Raw genomic sequence first — 18,944 nt, 5'->3', positions numbered from 1 at the left:
ACGACCCGGGCGGTGTCCTCGACCGACTGCGCGCCGCGATCCGCGCGACACCCGGCCTCGGACGGCTCGTCACCGTCCGGTTCGCCAGCCAGTTCGGCGACGGCATGTTCCAGGCCGCGCTCGGGGGTGCGATCCTCTTCAACCCCGAACGGCACACCGACCCACTCGCCATAGCCGCGGGCTTCGCGGTCCTGCTGCTGCCCTATTCGGTGATCGGCCCCTTCGCCGGCGCCCTGCTCGACCGCTGGGACCGCCGCGCCGTCCTGATGTGGGCGAACCTGTTGCGCGGCAGCCTGCTGCTCGCGGCAGCCGCCTGCCTGATCGGCGGCGCCCCCAACGCCCCCGTCCTGATCCTCGCCCTGACCGCCGTCGGCGTCAGCCGGTTCGTCCTCGCCGGGGTGTCCGCCTCGCTTCCGCACGTGGTACGCGAATCATGGTTGGTGTCAACGAATTCCGTGCTCGCCACGGTCGGGTCGGGAATCTCCGCGGCAGGGGCGGGCGCTGCCGTCACCCTCATCGCCGTCCTCGGCGCCGGCGACCGCAGCTCGGGAATCACCGTCGCGGTCGCGTCCGTTGCGTCCGTCGTCGGGGCGGCGGCCGCCGCAGGCTTCGCCCCGCACCGACTCGGCCCGGGCGACACCACCGGCGGACCCACCGGGTCCGCCGCCGTTCGAGCAGTCGCGGCCGGCCTCCGCACCGGCGCAGTCGCGGTGTGGCAGGCCCCGGGCGTCACCACGGCGATGATCGGAATCGGTGTGCACCGCATCGTCTTCGGCATCGACACCCTCGTGATGGTGCTGCTGCTACGGGACCCGCACACCGGTGACGGACTGCCCGGAGGGCTCGCCGGATTCGGTGTCGCCGTCGGCGCGACCGCCGCGGGAATGCTGCTCGCCGCCGTCGCCACACCACTGCTCATCCCGCGCCTGGGCCGCACCCGCACCGTCCTCCTCGGCCTCGGTGTGGCGTTGCTCGTCCAGGCCACGTTCATCGCGGCGCTCACCCAGGGCTCCCTGCTCGTCGGTGCCTTCCTGCTCGGGCTCGCCGGCCAGACCGTCAAGCTCACCGGCGACGCAGCCATGCAGATCGACATCGACGACGCGCGACGCGGACAGGTGTTCGCGCTCCAGGACGCCGTCTTCAACATCGCGTTCCTGGCCGCGATCGCCGCCGCCGCGACCGTGGTCGCACCCGACGGCCACAGTCCCGGCCTCGTGTTCGCCGGTGCCGGCGCCTACGCCGTCGGCCTGATCGCGGTCGCGGCGAACACCCGACGGTGAACACCATGGGGTGACGAGCACGTCACCACGGCCGGTCCACAACCGAGTCCGCCACCGAATCGACCCGCCCGTCGCCGTCCGTGTCGACGAGTCGCACGTCCATCGTTCCGTTCTCGTCGCTGTCGACGAGGAGTTCGGCGACGGCGCCCCGCCGGACCACCACCACGTCCGGTGCACCGTCACCGTCGAGATCCACGGCGGTGTCGTCGGCGGTGCCGTCACCGGAGAAGTCGACGGTCTCGGATGGTGCCGGAGCGGCCCGCGGTTCGGGTGGGATCACCTCGGGGGCCGTCGCCGCTTCCGCGAACGGCCCAGGTACCTCGACCGCCCACGTGCCCCGACCCTCCGGGTCGGTGAACCAGCGGGCGTCCGCGGAATCGACGTCGAGCACCGACATCTCGGCGCGACCGTCGCCGTCACCGTCCCACAGGGCGTCGTCGCGCCAGCCGTCGCCATCGAAGTCCAGCGCCACCGCATCCAGGCCACCCGGCGCGCCCAGGTCGAAGTCGGCAGGCGTGAACCACACCGACGGGTCGCCGTCCCCGGTTCCGAACACATACTCCACCAGGTCCATACGGGCTTGGACGCACGCCGGGCCGTTCCGGTTCCCACCGGTCGAGGGTCGTTCGACCGGTCGACGTTCCGAGAAAGGTCGGCGCAGCACTGCTAGATTTCGGGGACCGGCATCGGCGTCGGCCGCACGGAGATGGGGGACAGCATGCACCGCAGGATCGGCGCACCGCTGTGCACGCTCCTGCTGGCCGTCACGTCGTTCGCCATCGCCCCGTCCGCCACCGCCGCACCGAGCGACCCCGTGAACGCGTGTGGCGAAACGGGCTTCGACCCGTCCTCTGCCGCCGGCGCCGGGCCCGCCCTACCGGGGAACATCGACATCCGCTATCCGTGGCCACAGATCGTCACGGTGCCGCTACCCGATCCCGCACCCGACCAGACCCGCGTGCCGCAGGAACCACTGCCCTCCGACCCCTGCGCCGACCCCTGCCCGGACCTCACCGACCCGGCTCCCGAACCTCCGGACGGAGACGGCTCGTCCGGCTCGGAGTCGTCCGGGCCCTCGTCGTCCGGTTCGTCCTTCGGCTCGTCGCTCGGCTCGAACGGCTCCTCGGTGCCACGGTTCTCCATCACCCCTGACATCGAACCGATCCCGATCCCGATTCCCGGTCCGCCACAAGAGGTTCCCCCGGCGCCCGCGCCGGTGTCACCACCCGTCGAGTCCGCGCCGCAGGCGGCTGCGCCGAGCACTCCGGACGTGGGCACCACACGCCTCGTGGCCCAGCTGACCGGTCCGGGGTCGATCAACCGCACCGACAAGCGCTGGCAGGTGAACGGCACCGACCTCGGCATCACGTGGGAGACGAAACCCGGACAGGTGGCGATCGCGTTCGGCGACACCTTCGGCTCCGACTGGACGCCGCCGGGCGCCAACGGGGAGGACTGGCGGTCGAATGTCTTGGGGTACAGCGCCGATCGCGACCTGTCCGACGGACTCACCATCGACTCGATGGTCCAGGACAGTCGCTGCCACGCCGCCGAACTCCTCAGCAGCCGCAAGATCAAGAACTGGGAGACGACCACGATCCCGACGTCCGGGTTCGCACTCGGTGACCGGCAGTACATGAGCTACATGTCCGTGCGGCGCTGGAGCGTCGTCCCCGGCCTCTGGTACACGAACCACGGCGGCATCGCATACTCCGACGACGACGGCCAGACCTGGACCAAGGACCCACACGCGTTGTGGGAAAACCTGTTCGGCCTCAACAACTTCCAGGTCGCGAGCATGGTTCCCGCCGGGGACCACGTCTACATGTTCGGCACCCCCAACGGACGGCTCGGCACCGTCGCCGTTGCCCGCGTCCCGAAGGACCAGGTGCTCAACAAGACCGCGTACCAGTACTGGGTGGACGGCGAATGGACTCCGGTGGGGGAGAAGTGGCCGACCCCGATCCTGTACGACACCGCAGCCGAACTGTCCGTCCGCTACGACGCGACCAGCGGGCTGTGGCAGATGAGCTACCTCGACATCGTCGCGGGTGCGATCGTGCTGCGGTACGCGTCGAGCCCGCAGGGCGAGTGGACGAAGGGCGCGCCGCTGGTGCGGTCCAGCGACTACCCGGCCATGTACGGCGGCTTCATCCACCCCTGGTCCACCGAGAACGACCTGTACTTCACGATGTCCGAATGGGACAGCTACAACGTCTATCTCATGCACACGACGCTGCGCTGACGCCGCTCAGTTTCCGGTGCCGGCGCCCGAGTTCCACCACTCGAGCAACGCCGCCTCCGCCTCCTCGCGCGGCAGCGGACCGCGGTCGAGGCGCAGTTCCTTCAGGAAGGTCCACGCCCGTCCGACGTCCGGACCGGCGGGGATCCCGAGGAGCTGCATGATCGCGTTGCCGTCGAGATCCGGACGCACCCGCGCCAGGTCCTCCTGCTCGGCGATGCGGGCGATCCGCGACTCCAGGTCGTCGTAGGTGGCGCGCAGCCGCGCGGCCCGCCGCTTGTTGCGGGTCGTGCAGTCGGCACGGACCAGCTTGTGCAGCCGGGGCAGCAGTTCGTCGGCGTCGGTGACGTAGCGGCGCACCGCCGAGTCGGTCCACGCGCCGTCGCCGTACCCGTGGAAGCGCAGGTGCAGGAACACGAGCCGAGAGACGTCCTCGATCATCTGCTTCGAGTACTTCAGCGCCCGCATCCGCTTGCGGACCATCTTCGCGCCGACCACCTCGTGATGGTGGAAGCTGACCCCGCCACCGGGCTCGTTGCGCTTGGTGTCCGGCTTGCCGATGTCGTGCAGGATCGCTGCCCAGCGCAGCACCAGATCCGGATCGCCCTCCTCGAGGTCGATCGCCTGCCTCAGCACCGTCAGCGAATGCTCGTAGACGTCCTTGTGCTGGTGGTGCTCGTCGATCTCGAGCCGCATCGCCGGGATCTCCGGCAGCACCCGGTCCGCGAGACCCGTCTCGCACATGACGTCGATGCCCTCGCTCGGGTACTCGCCGAGAATCAGCTTGTCCAGCTCCGTGTGCACCCGCTCCGCGGTGATCCGGTCGATCTGGTCCGCCATCGCGACGATCGCCTCGCGCACCCGCGGCGCCAACGTGAACCCGAGCTGCGACACGAACCGGGCTGCGCGGAGCATCCGCAGCGGGTCGTCGTTGAACGAGATCTCGGGCGCAGCCGGCGTGTCGAGGACACCGGCGAGCAATGCGTCCATCCCGCCGAGCGGATCGACGAACTCCTGCTCACCGCCCGGGCCGATGCGCACCGCCATCGCGTTGACGGTGAAGTCCCGCCGCACCAGGTCCTCGTCGAGGCTCGTGCCGTACTGCACCTCGGGATTGCGGGTGACACCGTCGTAGGCGTCGGTGCGGAACGTGGTGATCTCGATCTGCTGCTCGTCCTTGGCGGCGCTGATCGTCCCGAACGCGATCCCGGTGTCCCACTGGTTGTCCGCCCAGCCCTTGAGGAGCGCCTGCACCTGCTCCGGGCGGGCATCGGTGGTGAAGTCGAGGTCGGTGCCCAGCCGACCCAGCACCGCGTCCCGCACACTGCCACCGACCAGGTACAACTCGTGCCCGGCAGCGGCGAACCGCTCACCCAGCGGAGTCAGGACGTCCGAGAGTCCACGCAGTGTCACGGAGGCGGACGCGAGCAGCCGCGCGCGACGGTCCTCGTCGGGAGTAGGGGAAACCACGACTGTGCAGCTTACCGACTTGGATGCGGGCACTCCCGCGCGCCGACCGGCCACCGGAGTGGGATTCGACGGGCGCCGCAAGGAGACAACTAGTATCGATTGGGTGTCTCCAGCCGAACGCGCCAACCGCAGCCGCCGCAACCCGCGGCGCCGTGGTGGGCACGGCGAACGCGCGAACCAGCGCATGCGCACCGTGCGGGAGACGTCGGCAGGTGGTCTCGTCGTCGACGGGCTCGACGGTCCGCGTGAACTGCAGTGCGCGGCGCTGATCGGGCGCACCGACCGGCGCGGGCGGCTCCTGTGGTCGCTGCCCAAGGGCCACATCGAGCAAGGCGAAACCGCCGAACAGACCGCGATCCGTGAGGTCGCAGAGGAGACCGGCATCCGTGGGTCCGTACTCGCCTCCCTCGGCAGCATCGACTACTGGTTCGTCACCGAGGGCCGGCGTATCCACAAGACCGTCCACCACTACCTGTTGCGGTTCCAGGGCGGCGAACTCTCCGACGAGGACGTCGAGGTGACCGAGGTCGCGTGGGTTCCGCTCACCGAACTCGGCTCACGTCTCGCCTACGCCGACGAGCGGCGCCTCGCCGAGGTCGCGGGTGAGCTGCTCGACCGCATCGCGTCCGGCCAGGAGATCGGGACCGCGGGCGCCGACCCGGACACGCACAGCGGGGCCCGCGAGAACGGATGATCAACCTCCGTCGCCTGGCCGCGACCACCCTCACCGTGTTCACCCTGGCCGCACCCCTCGCTCTGCCGACGCTCGCCGTCGCCGCACCGCGCGAGGCTGCCGGTGACACCCTGTCCGCACAACGCGACGGGCAGTCCCGGCAGTTCCTGGAACTGTCCGTCGACACCGTCACCCCGACGACCGTCACGACGTCCAGCTCGCCGACCGTCACCGTGACCGGGACCGTCACGAACGTCGGCGACCGCACCGTCACCGACGTCCAGATCCGGCTGCAACGCGCCCCCGCCGTCGACTCGTCGGAGGAGCTGCGCACCGTCCTCGACGCCAGCCAGGACCAGTTCGACGTCGTCGGTCCGTTCGCCCAGGTCCACGACGAACTCACGATGGGACAGTCGGCACGCTTCACGGTGGCGCTGCCCCTGCGGTCCACCGACGGCGCGTCCCTCGACATCGACGAGCCCGGTGTGTACCCGCTGCTCGTGAACGTCAACGGCACACCCGAGTACGGCGGCGCCGCACGGCTGGACGACGCCCGCTTCCTGCTGCCGGTCCTCGGGGTGCCCGCCGACCCGACCGACCCGAACGCGCCCGCGGTTCCGCCGTCCACGTCCGACCCGGTCTCGATCACGCTCATGTGGCCGCTCGCGGACCGCCCACGACTCGCCTCCGGGATCCCCGGGTCCGTCGACGACAAGGTCCGGCTCGTCGACGACGAACTCGCCACGTCGTTGGCCGCGGGAGGTCGGCTCGAACAGCTCGTCGCCGCCGCCGAGTTCGCCACCGACGACGACCTGGACCGCGGCAGAACCCTCGCCGAATCGATGTGCCTGGCCGTCGACCCCGACCTCCTCGTGACCGTCGCGAACATGACACGCGGCTATCTCGTCGTCGACGATCCGGGCGATCCGACCGGACCGTCCCGCGACGGCACCGGCCAGGCCGCCGCCACCGAGTGGCTCGACCGGGTGCGGCAACTGGCAGCCGACATGTGCGTCACCGCCGTGCCGTTCGCGCAGACAGATCTGACGGCCCTGAACCGGGTCGGGGACGCCACCCTGACGGCGCGCGCCCTCACCGCGCCCGCCGACATCGTCGACACCGTCCTCGGCGTCACCTCGCTGCGAGGTCTGACCTGGCCGGACTCCGGTGTCCTCGAACCCGGTGCGGCGGCGACGCTCACCGGGCTCGGTCCGACGACACTGCTGGCGGAGAACGCCGTCGCGGACGCCGGCACCGCCGTACGGGTTCCGATCGCCGGCGGCAACAACGGCGGGCCGCTCTATGCGACGCTGTTCGACAGCTCCGCCGCGACCGCCTTCGCCGCGGTCGGGCCGAGCCCGCAGACGCCGACGTTCACTCCCGACGGCGCGCGCTACGACCTGACCGGGGACTCCCGCGCGGCACGTCTGCAGGACGCGCTCGGCGCGATGACGTGGACGGCGCTGACGACGCGCAGCACCGCCGCACGCATGGCCGACGCCGACCCTCGATCGGTGCTGCTGGTTCCCCCGCAGGACTGGTCCGCCGACGGCGACGAGGCCGCCGCGATCCTGTCGACTGCGTCGACGATGCTCGGGTCGGGCCTGGCGACGCCCGAGCCCCTCGCGGAACTCGTGGACCGGCCGGCGTCCCCGACACCGCTGGAGCTGCGCTACCCCGACCAGGGCGTCGTGGACGGCGCGCCCGCCGCAGTCGTGGACGGGGTGGTCGCGATCGCACCGGAGGTCGACGCCCTGACCGAGACACTGGTGTACGACCCGCAGTCGCTGCTCACCCCGGACGGCTACACCGCCCCGCTCGAGGAGGACCTGCTGCGGGCGATGACGACCTCCGACCGTCGGCTCGCCGACCTGGCGGACTCCACCTTCGCCGCCGAACAGCGTGTCGCCGAGGTCCGGGACGCACTGGACCGCGTGTACGCCTCGGTGACCGTCCTCGCTCCGGGCGGCGCCTACACCCTCGCCTCCGAGCAGAGCCCACTGCTGTTCGTGGCACGCAACGACCTCCCGATCGGGATCACCGTGCAGCTGCGGCTGTCGGCACCGCCCGGCATGACGATCACCGACATCGGGGATCAGCAGCTGCCGCCGCGCGGCAGCCGCGCCCTCCAGGTCCCCGCGAAAGTCACCGAAACCGGCAAGATGGTCGTCGATGTCGCACTGACCACCGCGAACGGTCGTGAACTGGGCGATCCCACCTCGGTGTCGGTGCGCTCGAACTCGTACGGCAAGCTGCTGGCGATCATCACCGGCGGCGCGGGCGCACTACTGTTGCTGCTGGCGGGTCGGCGACTCTGGCACCGGTTCCGGGGTCAGCCGGACCCAGCGGACGAAGGATACGAGGACCGATGACGGGCAGCACGCGAGGACCGGGCGGCAGCCCGCCGCCGCCCGACCGGACGGGCGTCGCGCCGTGGGAACGCAACCCGAACGACCCCCGGCAGCGCCAGGAGCCGCCCGCACGGCAGAGCCAGGAACCGCCCGCGCGACCTGCGTCGCGACCGGGACCGCCGCAGCAGCCTGCCTATCCGCCGCAACGCCCCCAACGCCCGTACCCCCCGCGGCCCGCCGGACCGCAGAGCGGAATGCCGCCGCGTCCGTACCCACCGCGGCCCGCACCCCAACCGACCGAGCCCCGGCCTCCACAACCCGGTGCACAGCACCCGGCGCGACAGGTCGGGCAGGGCCCGGTACCCCCGCCGACCGCGTCCCAGCCGCACGCGCCCCGACAGCCGGGTGCCGAGCGGCCGCTCACGGCACCACAACGGCACGCACCACCGGTCCCGAAGCCCGCGAATCCGTCCACCGCTCCCCAGGCGACCGTCGACGACGACTCCGACGACGACGCCAACTCCAACTCGAGGCTCATCGCCTCGACCGGGTCCATCGCCATCGCGACCCTGGCCAGCCGGATCACCGGCTTCCTCAAGCAGGTGCTGCTGCTCACCGCCCTCGGTGCGGCCGCGGCGAGCTCGTTCAGCGTCGCCAGCACGATGCCGAACATGATCTCCGAGCTGGTGCTCGGCGCGGTTCTGACCGCGATCGTCGTGCCGGTCCTCGTCCGGGCCGAAAAGGAGGACGACGATCACGGCGAGGCGTTCGTCCGGCGCCTGTTCACGCTGTCCGTCGCCACCCTCGGCACGGTGTCCGTCGCCGCGGTGCTCGCGGCGCCGCTGCTGACGCGACTGTTCCTGCCCGAGGACGGCCTCGTCGACGACCGGTTGGCCACCAACTTCGCGTACCTGCTGCTGCCGGCGATCCTGTTCTACGGCCTGTCCGCGCTGCTCACCGCGGTGCTGAACACCCGGCAGGTGTTCAAACCCGGTGCGTGGGCACCGGTCCTGAACAACGTCACCGTGCTCGTCGTGCTCGGCATCTACTGGCTGCTGCCCGGTGGCGACGAGGTCACCACCACCCGTCTCCTCGTCCTCGGCTGCGGTTTCACCCTCGGCGTCGTCGTGCAGGTCGTGACCCTGCTGCCCGCGATCCGTCGCCAGGGCATCAACCTGCGACCGCTGTGGGGCCTCGACAACCGGCTGAAGATGTTCGCCGGGATGGGTCTCGCGATCGTCCTCTACGTGGCGATCAGCCAGATCGGATTCGCGATCGGCACCCGCGTCGCAGCGGATGCGGACGCCGCGGGACCGGTCATCTACCAGCAGGCGTGGCTGCTGCTGCAGCTGCCGTACGGCATTCTCGGCGTCACGGTGCTCACGGCGATCATGCCGCGGCTGAGCCGCAACGCCGCCGACGAGGACACCCCGGCCGTCGTGGACGACCTGTCCGTCGCGACCCGTCTGACGATGGTCTCGCTGATCCCGGTCGTCGCCTTCCTCACGTTCGCCGGCCCGCAGGTGGGGCAGGCGCTGTTCGGCTACGGCAACTTCGGCAGCGCCGACGCCGAGCGCCTCGGGCACGCCGTCAGCTGGTCCGCGTTCACCCTGATCCCGTACGCGCTCGTCCTGATCCACCTGCGGGTCTTCTACGCCCGCGAACAGGCGTGGACCCCTACGTGGATCATTCTCGGCATCACGACCGTCAAGATCGCGCTCTCGCTTCTCGCACCGGTCGTCGCGTCCGACGACCAGCAGGTCGTGAGCCTGCTCGGCGTCGCGAACGGATTGGGTTTCACCGCGGGCGCCGTGATCGGCGCGGTGCTGCTGCGCCGCAGCCTCGGTTCCCTACGCATGGCGAACGTCGGAAAGACGGTCGCCCTGGTGCTGGTGGCGTCGCTGGCGGGCGGGGTCGCGATGCTCGCCGCGGAACGGCTCCTCGCCGTGGACACTCTCGGCGAGCGCTTCGGCGGACCCGGCGCGTTCGTGCAGGTGGGGATCTGCGCGGTGATCATGCTCGGCGTCACCTTCGCGCTCCTGCGATTCGCCGGAGTGCCCGAGGTCGTGGCGGGCACGGTCGCGGTCACGCGGCTGGTTCGGCGGGTGCTCGGCAGGGCTCCGGCCGAGTCGTCCGCGGTGCCCGCCGCCACCGTTGCGATGTACGAGGCGGACACCGAACTGCTTCCCGTCATCGGACGTCCTCTGGGACAACGCGGCGGTGCGGATCAACTCCCGTACCCTGGTGCCCGGCGCGCCGGGGCGCCGAACACGGACAATTCCAGCGAGCTGCACGAAGGAGCGAGGGTGAGCGACGAAGACGTTGCCGGCGGCCAGACCGGCAGTTCCACGGTGGAGGCGGCCACACCCACATCCTCCGCGTCGTCGGGCACCCCCGCAGCCGACAGTTCCGCACGCGCGGATTCCGCCCGTGCCACGGCATCCGGCCGACCCGCCGAGAAGCGCGTCCGCCCCGAACGCGATCTCACCGTCGACACCGGCGTCATCCCGATCGGTTCGCCGCAGCTTCCGCCCATGCGCGTCGGCGGCGACAGCGGCGCCCGGCGCAGCGGTCCGCGTGGACCGCAGCTGATCGCCGGTGCCTCGGTGGCCGGTGGCCGCTACCGGCTGCTCGCACCGCACGGCGGTGCCCGCGGCCTGAAGTTCTGGCAGGCGCACGACACCAAGCTCGACCGCGAGGTCGCCCTGACCTTCGTCGACGCCGAACAGCGCGCCGGACTCGACAACTCCGACGCCTCCGGGCCGCAGGCGGTGCTCTCGCGCACCCTGCGCCTGGGCCGCATCAACTCTCCGGGCCTGGCCCGCGTGCTCGACGTGGTCCGCGGTAGCTCCGGCGGCATCGTCGTCGCCGAGTGGACGCCGGGTCGCTCGCTGCGCGAGATGGCCGACACCGTCCCGTCGCCGGTCGGCGCGGCGCGTGCGATCCGGGCCCTCGCCTCGGCCGCGGAAGCCGCGCATCGAGGTGGCGGCGCTCTGTCGATCGACCATCCCGACCGGGTCCGCATCTCCGTCGACGGACACGCGGTCCTCGCCTTCCCTGCCACCCTCGCCGACGCCGACGCGCCGTCGGACGTCCGCGGCCTGGGAGCGATGCTCTACGCACTCATCACCGCCCGCTGGCCGTTGGGCGAGCCCGCACCGGCCCCCGGCTCCGGCGTGGTCGCTGCTCCGGACTCCCAGCCCGCGACGGTCGGCGGGATGCGCCCGGCGGACCGCGACGGCGACGGCAACCCGGTCGAGCCCCGGGTGCTGCGGCCGGAGGTACCGTTCGAGATCTCCGCGGTCGCCGTCCGTGCGCTCGAGCGCGACGGCGGCATCCGCACCGCCGCGACCGTGCAGCACGTCCTCGACCAGGCCTCGGTGGTGGACCAGAAGACCGACATGATGCCCGCGCTCCGGCTCGGGCAGCGGCCGGCGGGCTCCACCGGCCACTCCCTCCCTGAAGAGGAGGAACCGGGCAAGGCGAACGGCAACCGGATGATGATCGCGCTGGTGACGCTCGGCGTGCTGACGATCATCGTCCTCGCGCTCGCCGGCTGGTGGCTTGCGAACCTGTTCGCGGGCAACAGTTCCGACGAGCCTCTCAACGAGCAGAACATCGGTCTGACGTCCGAGGTGGCCGCACCGACGACGGGGGCGGCAGCGGCACTGACCTCCGCGGCGTCCGCGGCACCGGTGGCGGTGACGGCGTCGCAGGCGACGGTCTTCTCCCCGCAGGGTTCGGCCGACAACCCGACGCAGGCGGGTCTGGCAGTCGACGGCGACCCGGCGACGGAATGGACCACTGACGCGTACTTCGACCAGTTCCCCAGCTTCAAGAACGGGGTGGGCCTGCTCGTCACGCTCGACGATCCGGCGCAGCTGAGCGAGGTCACCATCACCTCCCCGAGTGTCGGGACCGAGGTGGAGATCCGGTCCGCTCCGAGCGACCGGCCCACGCTCGACCAGACGCAGGTCATCGGACGCGGAACGCTCAAGAGCGGTGACACGACGATCCCGGTGACGATGGACGGCAGCACCGGCCGGGTCCTGGTGTGGATCACCAAGCTCGGCACCGACACCAGCGGAAATCAGTCCGCCGTGAAGGAGATCGAGTTCACCGCCACCAGCTGAGTAGGCACGTGACAGTCGACACGACTACGAGTGCTGCTCAAAGGATCCGCTGAGATCCTCGGTAATCTTCAACCATGGCGGAACCAAGGCAGACGAGCACCGACGTTGTCGTCGACATCATCTGGAGGCTTGCAGCCGAGCGGGAATCTTTCACCAGTGACGACATTCGGCCCCTTCTTCCGTCTGGTATCGGTCCCCGATCGATACCAGCCGCGGTCGGCAAGGCCAGGCGCGACGGCATCGTCGAGGAGGTCGACCGCGTCAAGTCCGTCATTCCAGAGCGCAAGGGCAGCCTGGTTCCCGTCCTACGCAGGCCCGGTTCACATCTCGCGAATTCAGATCCTGACTCGACTTCTGGCTCTGCCCTAGGCACAGCGGGGTCACTGACCGGGCTCGCCAGCGAGATCGTCGCACTCAAGGACCACCTGAACAAGACGGGTTACGTGTGCGGTGTCGAGGAGGTCGCGACCTTCCTACTGCTTGCCGCGTCCCGCAATTGGGTGATCCTGTCGGGGCCATCCGGCACCGGAAAGTCGAGTCTGGTGCGCCGTGTGGCCGAGGCACTCGATGGCGTCTTCCACGACATCCAGGTCAAGCCGAACTGGGTATCGTCCGAGGACAGCCTCGGCTACTTCTCCGAGGTCTCCCAGACCTTTGTTCCCGGGGTGATTCTCAACGCGCTCCAATCCGCTCAGTCCGATCCGGACCGCCTCCATTTCGTCCGTCTCGATGAGATGAACCTGGCGTCGCCGGAGTACTACCTGGCGGAAGTTCTCAGCGGCGGCGAGTCATGGCAGCTCGACGAATTGGGAAGGCCCCAATCCGATGTCATCCAATTGCCGCCAGCGCCACTCGGAGTTTCGCGGCCCCAGGTCCGAATTCACAACAACGTTTTCATGATCGGCACTGTCAACGTCGACGAGACAACCCGAGCGTTGAGCCCGAAGGTCCTCGACCGGAGTGCAGTGTTCGACCTACATCACGTCGATCTGTTCGCGAGCCCGGCACCGCTCGAGCCGAACAACGCCCCCGAGCCTCCAGCGCTCCCTCATATTCGCGGCCTACTGGCCGATCGCCCGCACTCCCTGACGGCCCTCGGAGCCTCGAACGACGAGATCGAATCCGCAGCGCTGCTCCTGTCACCACTCGGAGAAGTGGGAGGAATCCTCGGCGGCCCAATCGGGTACAGGCAGCGCGACGCACTCGTCACGATGCTCGCACTCGGCACTCGGCACGGCCTCACAGACGTGCTATCCCCGGACACGATCCTCGACATCGGCTTGCGGAGCATTGTCCTCCCCAAGTGGCAGGGTTCGACACCGGCGAGCCGGGCAGCGCTTCGCCACGCACTGGCGGTCCTGCTGGATATCGATGTTCCGGACGATGCGTCCACGGACTCTCTGCAAGCAAAGGCCCGGTTGTCCAGGTTCCCGCGAAGCTGCGAGAAAGTACTCGCAATGATCCATCAATTCAATTCGCTCGGCTATTTCAGCGCGTGGTGAGAATGGGCGTGCTTCTCGAAATCGGATTGGGTGACTACACGTTGTCCGCGGTTCGGCACGGCGACGCCCCGCCCCCCGGAAGCAACGGTGCGACCTTCGTCAGAATGGAGATTGCGGTCGGTGGAGCCGAGGCTTCGCTCTCCGTGGGTGCCTCGAAGGCCACTTCCGAGCGCTCGGCCGCCCACATCGACCTGCCGCACCCAATCCTGGGTGAGAACTCGGTCGTGTCGCTGTACCTCGACGGACCTGTTCCGTCGACGGTAACCACCGAACCCCGGTCCGACTCGGCCCGAGAGATATACAGCAGACGTGGCTTTCAGCATTATCAGATTCGGTATCGGGGCGCTGTTGGCGAAGTCATGTGGCGGTGGGACACCCCCGTAGGTTCGGTGACCGTCACTCTTGAGTGCTTCCCAACCAAACTGGACTACCGCAATGACTACGCCGCGATTCGGAATGCGCTCGAAGCGCTTGCTCCATCGTTGACGGCGTCGGCCGCAGGTGCCGCCGCGGGAGGATTCGACGCCACAAAGGACAGTCCGCAAGCCTCCGAGGTCGAATGGCTTCAGATGGTCCAGCGGACCCATACCGACCTCCGGTCCACTGTGAATCGGCTGTTACCTGGTCTCCGTCGGCAGATTCAGCCGAAGCAGACTGTCACCACACGGGACCGAATGAGGAGGGCAAAACCGGTCAGCAAGCGCGCATACGGAGCCGGGCGCCCGACAGCGGCCGTGCAGGTGTCGACGCTTGTCGATGCGGAGTCGAGTCCCGTGAACGGGCACCTGAAGTGGGAACTCGAGCGTTTGCGAGCGACCGCCTTGAACATCACAGCAGCGAAATGGTTCACAAAGCTCGATCCGAATCTGCGCAACCCGATCATCGCGCTGTGCCTCGATGTCGATCAATGGCTTCGAAGGCTCCGGCACATCCCGACCGTGATGGATCTGCCCAATCTCCAGGTGCGACTGCGCGACCCTCTGTACGAAGCCGCCTTCCGCTGCGTTCATTCGCTTCGGTTTGCGCTCCAGCCGCTCGAGCAAGCGCGGCCAGTCGGGCTGAAGGACCTCCCGACCCTGTACGAGTACTGGGTCTTCCTCCGAGTAGTCGAGATACTCAAAGCTCGATTCCCGATCATCGTCCGCCGTGCGCAACCGGCGGTGCAGCGTGCGGGTGCCGACCTCGTGCTGACGCCGGGGAAGGCCTCCGAGATTATCCTCACCGACGAATCCGGGATGACGGTCGCGTGCCAGTTCAATCGGCTGTTCACGGGATTGCCGACCACCAATCAACGGCCCGATGCGGTTATCGAGATTCGGGGCGGGGATCGGCTGCTCTTGATCGACGCCAAGTATCGGCTTGGCCGGGACCCCGAGTACATGCGTCGGTACGCGATCGAGGGTCCGCTGGCGGATGACATCAACGTGATACACAGGTACCGCGATGCGATCGTGGCGAAGCTGCCCCCGCATCGTCGTCTGTCCCATGCTGGGCTGATCGCGTATCCGGGCAAGGAATCCTCGCGCTACCTGCAGCATCAGTTCTACCGGAGTTGGTTGTCGGTACGTGTTGGTGGAATACCGATGCTCCCCTCTGCGACTGGCTTGATGGAGCAGACGATCAGTGACTATCTAGACGAGATTTGCTTGGAGGGGACGGCATGAGGTTCCGCATGGCTGATGTGTTCGCAGGGTGCGGCGGACTGTCTCACGGATTCGCACGGACCGGCAGGTTCGATGTCGTACTCGGTACCGACATCGATGGCGCCGCGCTCGAGACGTTCCACCACAACCACGCGAAGAGCGGGTCGAACCCGATCCTCGTCCCGGGTGACATACGGGAACTCGAGCCGGAGGATCTCGGGGCGAGGCTGGCACCCCTGGGCCTCGACCGTGAGGGCGAACTGGACTTGCTCGCGGGTGGGCCTCCGTGTGAGGGATTCAGCCAGAATCGCAGGCACGAGATCGTCACCGAGGACGGCCTCAAGCAGTTCGTTCGCAATCCCTTGGACAGTACCGATCCGCGTAACGATCTCTTCCGCTACTTCCTCGACTTCGGCCTCGTCATGCGCCCGAAGGCCATCCTGATCGAGAACGTACCCCAGATGGTCACGTCGCATGGCGGCGCGACGGTCGCCGAGATCGAACGAACGCTAGCGCGGTCGGGATATCGCACGTCGTGGAGGGTCCTGAATGCGTCCCACTTCGGGGTTCCACAGGCGCGGCGTCGCGCATTCGTGGTCGCGACCCGAAACGACGTCCACCCGTTCGAGTGGCCGAGCGCCTCGCACGGCCCGGCAGCAGACGGCGAGCAGCTGATGCCGATTGTCACGGTCCGCGAAGCGATCGCGGACCTACCCGACGCAACTGAGCGGGAGCTCGGGAGACGCGGCACGAACCACTACCGGGCGACCGAGTCCGCGTATGCATGGTCCATGCGCAGCGACACGGCAACGCCGATGAACCATGTTCGCCGGATTCCGGGGGAGCGGGTGTTGACACGTTTGCGGGCCATGCGGCCCGGAATGATCTCGGCTGATCTTCCGTCCCACCTGCAGACGAAGTCCGCGTACTACAACAGCTACGGTCGGCTCTCCTGGGATCAGCCCGCGAAAACGATCACCAAGAGCTGCAACTATCTCGGCTCCGGGTGCTTCGGCCATCCGGTCGAGGATCGCGGAATCACCATGCGCGAGGCGGCCCGGCTGCAGAGCTTCGAGGACGACTTCGATTTCCTGTCCAAGTCCGAGCCTCACGTCGCGAAAATGGTGGGGTCGGCGGTGCCCCCAGTGCTGGCATCGGCGCTGGCAGTGCAGATCGCAAAGGCCATAGACGGCTAATAGGATGGGTCGGTGACCGATGCGAACACGCGGCGGGCCATGCAGGCGAACAGGCGGACTGATACTTTACCGGAGATTGCGCTGCGCTCGGCCCTGCATCGTCGGGGCCTGCGGTTCCGCAAGGATCTGCGGCTACCAGAGATCGCCGGGTGCCCGCGTCCCGACATCGCCTTCACACGTTCCAAGGTCGCGGTGTTCGTCGACGGTTGCTTCTGGCATTCCTGCCCTCGACACGGAAGGAGACCCGCGACGAACACCGACTACTGGAGCCCCAAACTCGCGGGCAATGTGGCCAGGGACAGGTCGAACGATGCCGCCCTCCGCCACGAGGGTTGGACCGTGGTTCGAGTATGGGAGCACGAGAACGTCGGCGACGCGGTGGCCAGAGTCGTGAGCGCGCTCGCTGCGGCCGGGTCAGGGACTGGCCGCGAATGCATGTAATGACTGGAAACCCCGTGGTCGGTTAACATCGCGCGTGCGAATCAACAGGGGGGTCGCCGCAGCTGACATGTCCGATGCTCAGCTCCTGGCGGCGCACGTGGCGGGGGACCCGCGTGCATTTGCCGAGTTGCTGTCGCGCCACCAGGACCACCTGTGGCAGACGGCGCGGCGAACGAGTTACACCGTGCAGGATGCCGAGGACGCGCTGCAGGAGGCGCTGCTGTCGGCGCATCGGACGGCGGCGAACTTCCGTGAGGACGCCGCGGTGCGGAGCTGGCTCCACAAGATCGTGGTCAATGCGTGCCTCGACCGGATCCGGCGGAACCGGGCGCGACCGACGGTGCCGCTCCTCGACGACGACGGTCCCGATCCCGCCGACACCCGCGACGCGATGGCCGAACGGGAGACGGCACTGACGGTGGAGGAGGCACTCGCGATCCTGCCGCCGGAGCAGCGTGCCGCCGTCGTGACGGTCGATCTCGAGGGGTACACCGTCGCCGAGGCGGCCGGGTTGCTGGGTGTTCCGGAGGGCACGGTGAAGAGCCGCTGCTCGCGGGCGCGTAACAAACTCGCGCAGCACCTGAAATATCTACAACACGAGCGGAACGGAATCGCCGCGCAGGGCGTCTAAATCTGTGACGCGGGGTGTGAACGTGAACCACGCACCGCACGGATCGGTCCGCGAACAGCGCAGAGGAGGTGTCATGGTCGCCGACGGACGGGATGCCCCGCACCCACCGTTCACCACCGACCTGCTCGCCGATCTGCACGGCGACGTCCTGCCCGACGACGAGGCCGCGCGGCTGCGGAGCGCCGTCGCCACCGATCCGGATGCATGCGCGGTGCTGGCGGCGTTCGACCGCGTCCGCAGTGACCTCGCGGCGCTGCGAACCGATCCTGCCCCCGCACCCGCCGCGCCGGAACCGGTGATGAGCCGGATCAGGGCGGCGCTCGACGCGGACGACATGCCGGCACCGGTCACGGATCTCTCCGCACGGCGTCGCCGGCTGTCGATCGGGTTCGCCGCGGCGGCCGCGATGCTCGCGGTCCTCGGCGGGGTCGGTTTCGCGACCCTGCGTTCCGTCGAGGACGCCCGCCCGGACGGCGCGGTGCTCGCCCAGCCGACGGCCGCGGTCGATCTCGGCGACGACCTGCCGCCCGCCACCGTGCTCGGCGTGGTGGGCCACTCCGACCCGGGCGCCTACGCGGATGCGGACCGTCGCGGTGCGTGCCTGCGCGCGAACGGAATCGACGCCGCGTCGCCGGTTCTCGGCTCGACGACGGTGACGTTGCACGGCGCCGCGGGCGTGCTGCTGCTGCTCCCCGGCCCGACCCCACCCACGATCACCGCGCTCGTCGTCGGAAACTCCTGCAGTGCAACGAATCCCGACACCCTCGCTCGGACGGACATCGGCTAGGAGCCGTCCGTCACCCCCGCACCGGGCAGCAGGATGGCGAGAATCGCCGCCCGCATCTCGTCGGTGTCCTCGGACGGTGCGATCAGGGAGAGGAACATCGCGGCGCCGGCCCCCAGCGCGAGCAGGGCGCGGGCGGTGTCGATGTCGGTGTCCCGGCCGCCGCCCTCGGCGGGCAGCAGCTCGGCGGCGGGCCCGGCGAAGTTCTGCCACAGCGCGGTACGCAGGTCGTCGTGGTCCCGGAGCGTCGCGAGCAGGCCCGGCACCGCCGCCCGGACCTCCGGCTGACGGAACAGTTCGGAACTGCCCGTGACCACCCATCGAATCCAGCCCTCGCGATCCGCGCCGTCGAACGGCGTGAGGTCCGGCGCCACTCCGAGTACCGCGTCGAGGACGAGCTGCGCCTTCGACTCCCACCGACGGCCGATCGCCGCCCTGCTGACCCCGGCGCGAGTTGCGACGGCCCGCACGCTGAGCTGGTCGAATCCGACCTCGAGCAACAGCTCTCGCGTGGCGGTGAGCACGGCGGCGGCGATACGGGGGTCGCGGGGTCGTCCCGAAGTGGTGTTCATCGAGCCCGATTGTCGCCCCTGGACGC

The 18,944-nt window shown here is 69.2% G+C and carries 14 protein-coding genes; 11 read left to right on the top strand and 3 right to left on the bottom strand.

Annotated elements, in window-relative coordinates; genetic code table 11:
- The first annotated feature begins 26 nt into the window (after window positions 1-26).
- Window positions 27-1,280 (top strand): MFS transporter, encoded by a 1,254-nt coding sequence (locus tag ACFSJG_RS09105; RefSeq protein ID WP_378485265.1) that lies wholly within the window; start codon window positions 27-29, stop codon window positions 1,278-1,280.
- Window positions 1,281-1,302: 22 nt separating this feature from the next.
- Here the strand turns inward: ACFSJG_RS09105 and ACFSJG_RS09100 are convergent, their stop codons facing one another.
- The gene (locus ACFSJG_RS09100) at window positions 1,303-1,854 is read right to left on the bottom strand and encodes a hypothetical protein (protein WP_378484872.1); all 552 of its coding nucleotides are present in this window, start codon (window positions 1,852-1,854) and stop codon (window positions 1,303-1,305) included.
- A gap of 144 nt (window positions 1,855-1,998) precedes the next feature.
- Here ACFSJG_RS09100 and ACFSJG_RS09095 point away from each other — a divergent pair, with 144 nt between their 5' ends.
- Window positions 1,999-3,525, top strand: a complete 1,527-nt coding sequence (locus ACFSJG_RS09095; protein ID WP_378484871.1) for a DUF4185 domain-containing protein — start codon at window positions 1,999-2,001, stop codon at window positions 3,523-3,525.
- Between the two features lie 6 nt (window positions 3,526-3,531).
- Here ACFSJG_RS09095 and ACFSJG_RS09090 read toward each other — a convergent pair whose 3' ends face one another.
- A complete protein-coding gene (locus tag ACFSJG_RS09090; protein ID WP_378484870.1) occupies window positions 3,532-4,992 on the bottom strand; it encodes a CCA tRNA nucleotidyltransferase in 1,461 nt (486 codons plus the stop codon).
- 58 nt (window positions 4,993-5,050) lie between these two features.
- Here ACFSJG_RS09090 and ACFSJG_RS09085 point away from each other — a divergent pair, with 58 nt between their 5' ends.
- From ACFSJG_RS09085 to ACFSJG_RS09045, 9 genes are all read left to right on the top strand, one after another.
- A complete protein-coding gene (locus ACFSJG_RS09085; protein WP_378485264.1) occupies window positions 5,051-5,686 on the top strand; it encodes an NUDIX hydrolase in 636 nt (211 codons plus the stop codon).
- Window positions 5,683-8,037 (top strand): DUF6049 family protein, encoded by a 2,355-nt coding sequence (locus tag ACFSJG_RS09080; protein ID WP_378484869.1) that lies wholly within the window; start codon window positions 5,683-5,685, stop codon window positions 8,035-8,037. Before ACFSJG_RS09085 ends, ACFSJG_RS09080 begins: the two co-directional genes overlap by 4 nt.
- Window positions 8,034-12,149: a murein biosynthesis integral membrane protein MurJ gene (gene murJ, locus ACFSJG_RS09075; protein WP_378484868.1), complete on the top strand. Its 4,116-nt coding sequence runs from the start codon at window positions 8,034-8,036 to the stop codon at window positions 12,147-12,149. Before ACFSJG_RS09080 ends, murJ begins: the two co-directional genes overlap by 4 nt.
- 74 nt (window positions 12,150-12,223) lie before the next feature.
- On the top strand, window positions 12,224-13,651 hold the full coding sequence (locus ACFSJG_RS09070; protein ID WP_378484867.1) for an McrB family protein: 1,428 nt from the start codon (window positions 12,224-12,226) through the stop codon (window positions 13,649-13,651).
- A gap of 2 nt (window positions 13,652-13,653) precedes the next feature.
- Window positions 13,654-15,315, top strand: a complete 1,662-nt coding sequence (locus ACFSJG_RS09065; protein ID WP_378484866.1) for a DUF2357 domain-containing protein — start codon at window positions 13,654-13,656, stop codon at window positions 15,313-15,315.
- 8 nt (window positions 15,316-15,323) lie between these two features.
- The gene (locus ACFSJG_RS09060; protein ID WP_378484865.1) at window positions 15,324-16,490 is read left to right on the top strand and encodes a DNA cytosine methyltransferase; all 1,167 of its coding nucleotides are present in this window, start codon (window positions 15,324-15,326) and stop codon (window positions 16,488-16,490) included.
- Window positions 16,491-16,502: 12 nt separating this feature from the next.
- Window positions 16,503-16,931 (top strand): very short patch repair endonuclease, encoded by a 429-nt coding sequence (locus ACFSJG_RS09055; protein WP_378484864.1) that lies wholly within the window; start codon window positions 16,503-16,505, stop codon window positions 16,929-16,931.
- Window positions 16,932-16,965: 34 nt separating this feature from the next.
- Complete coding sequence (gene sigM, locus ACFSJG_RS09050) at window positions 16,966-17,562, top strand: RNA polymerase sigma factor SigM (RefSeq protein ID WP_378484863.1); 597 nt, start codon at window positions 16,966-16,968, stop codon at window positions 17,560-17,562.
- Between the two features lie 73 nt (window positions 17,563-17,635).
- Complete coding sequence (locus ACFSJG_RS09045) at window positions 17,636-18,349, top strand: hypothetical protein (RefSeq protein ID WP_378484862.1); 714 nt, start codon at window positions 17,636-17,638, stop codon at window positions 18,347-18,349.
- Here the strand turns inward: ACFSJG_RS09045 and ACFSJG_RS09040 are convergent.
- On the bottom strand, window positions 18,346-18,918 hold the full coding sequence (locus ACFSJG_RS09040) for a TetR/AcrR family transcriptional regulator (RefSeq protein WP_378484861.1): 573 nt from the start codon (window positions 18,916-18,918) through the stop codon (window positions 18,346-18,348). The two genes, ACFSJG_RS09045 and ACFSJG_RS09040, sit on opposite strands and share 4 nt — an antisense overlap.
- Between the last annotated feature and the right edge of the window lie 26 nt (window positions 18,919-18,944).

Source organism: Rhodococcus gannanensis (genome assembly GCF_042681175.1).
Taxonomy (GTDB): domain Bacteria; phylum Actinomycetota; class Actinomycetes; order Mycobacteriales; family Mycobacteriaceae; genus Rhodococcus_G; species Rhodococcus_G gannanensis.
This window is presented reverse-complemented; position numbering and strand designations above follow the sequence as displayed.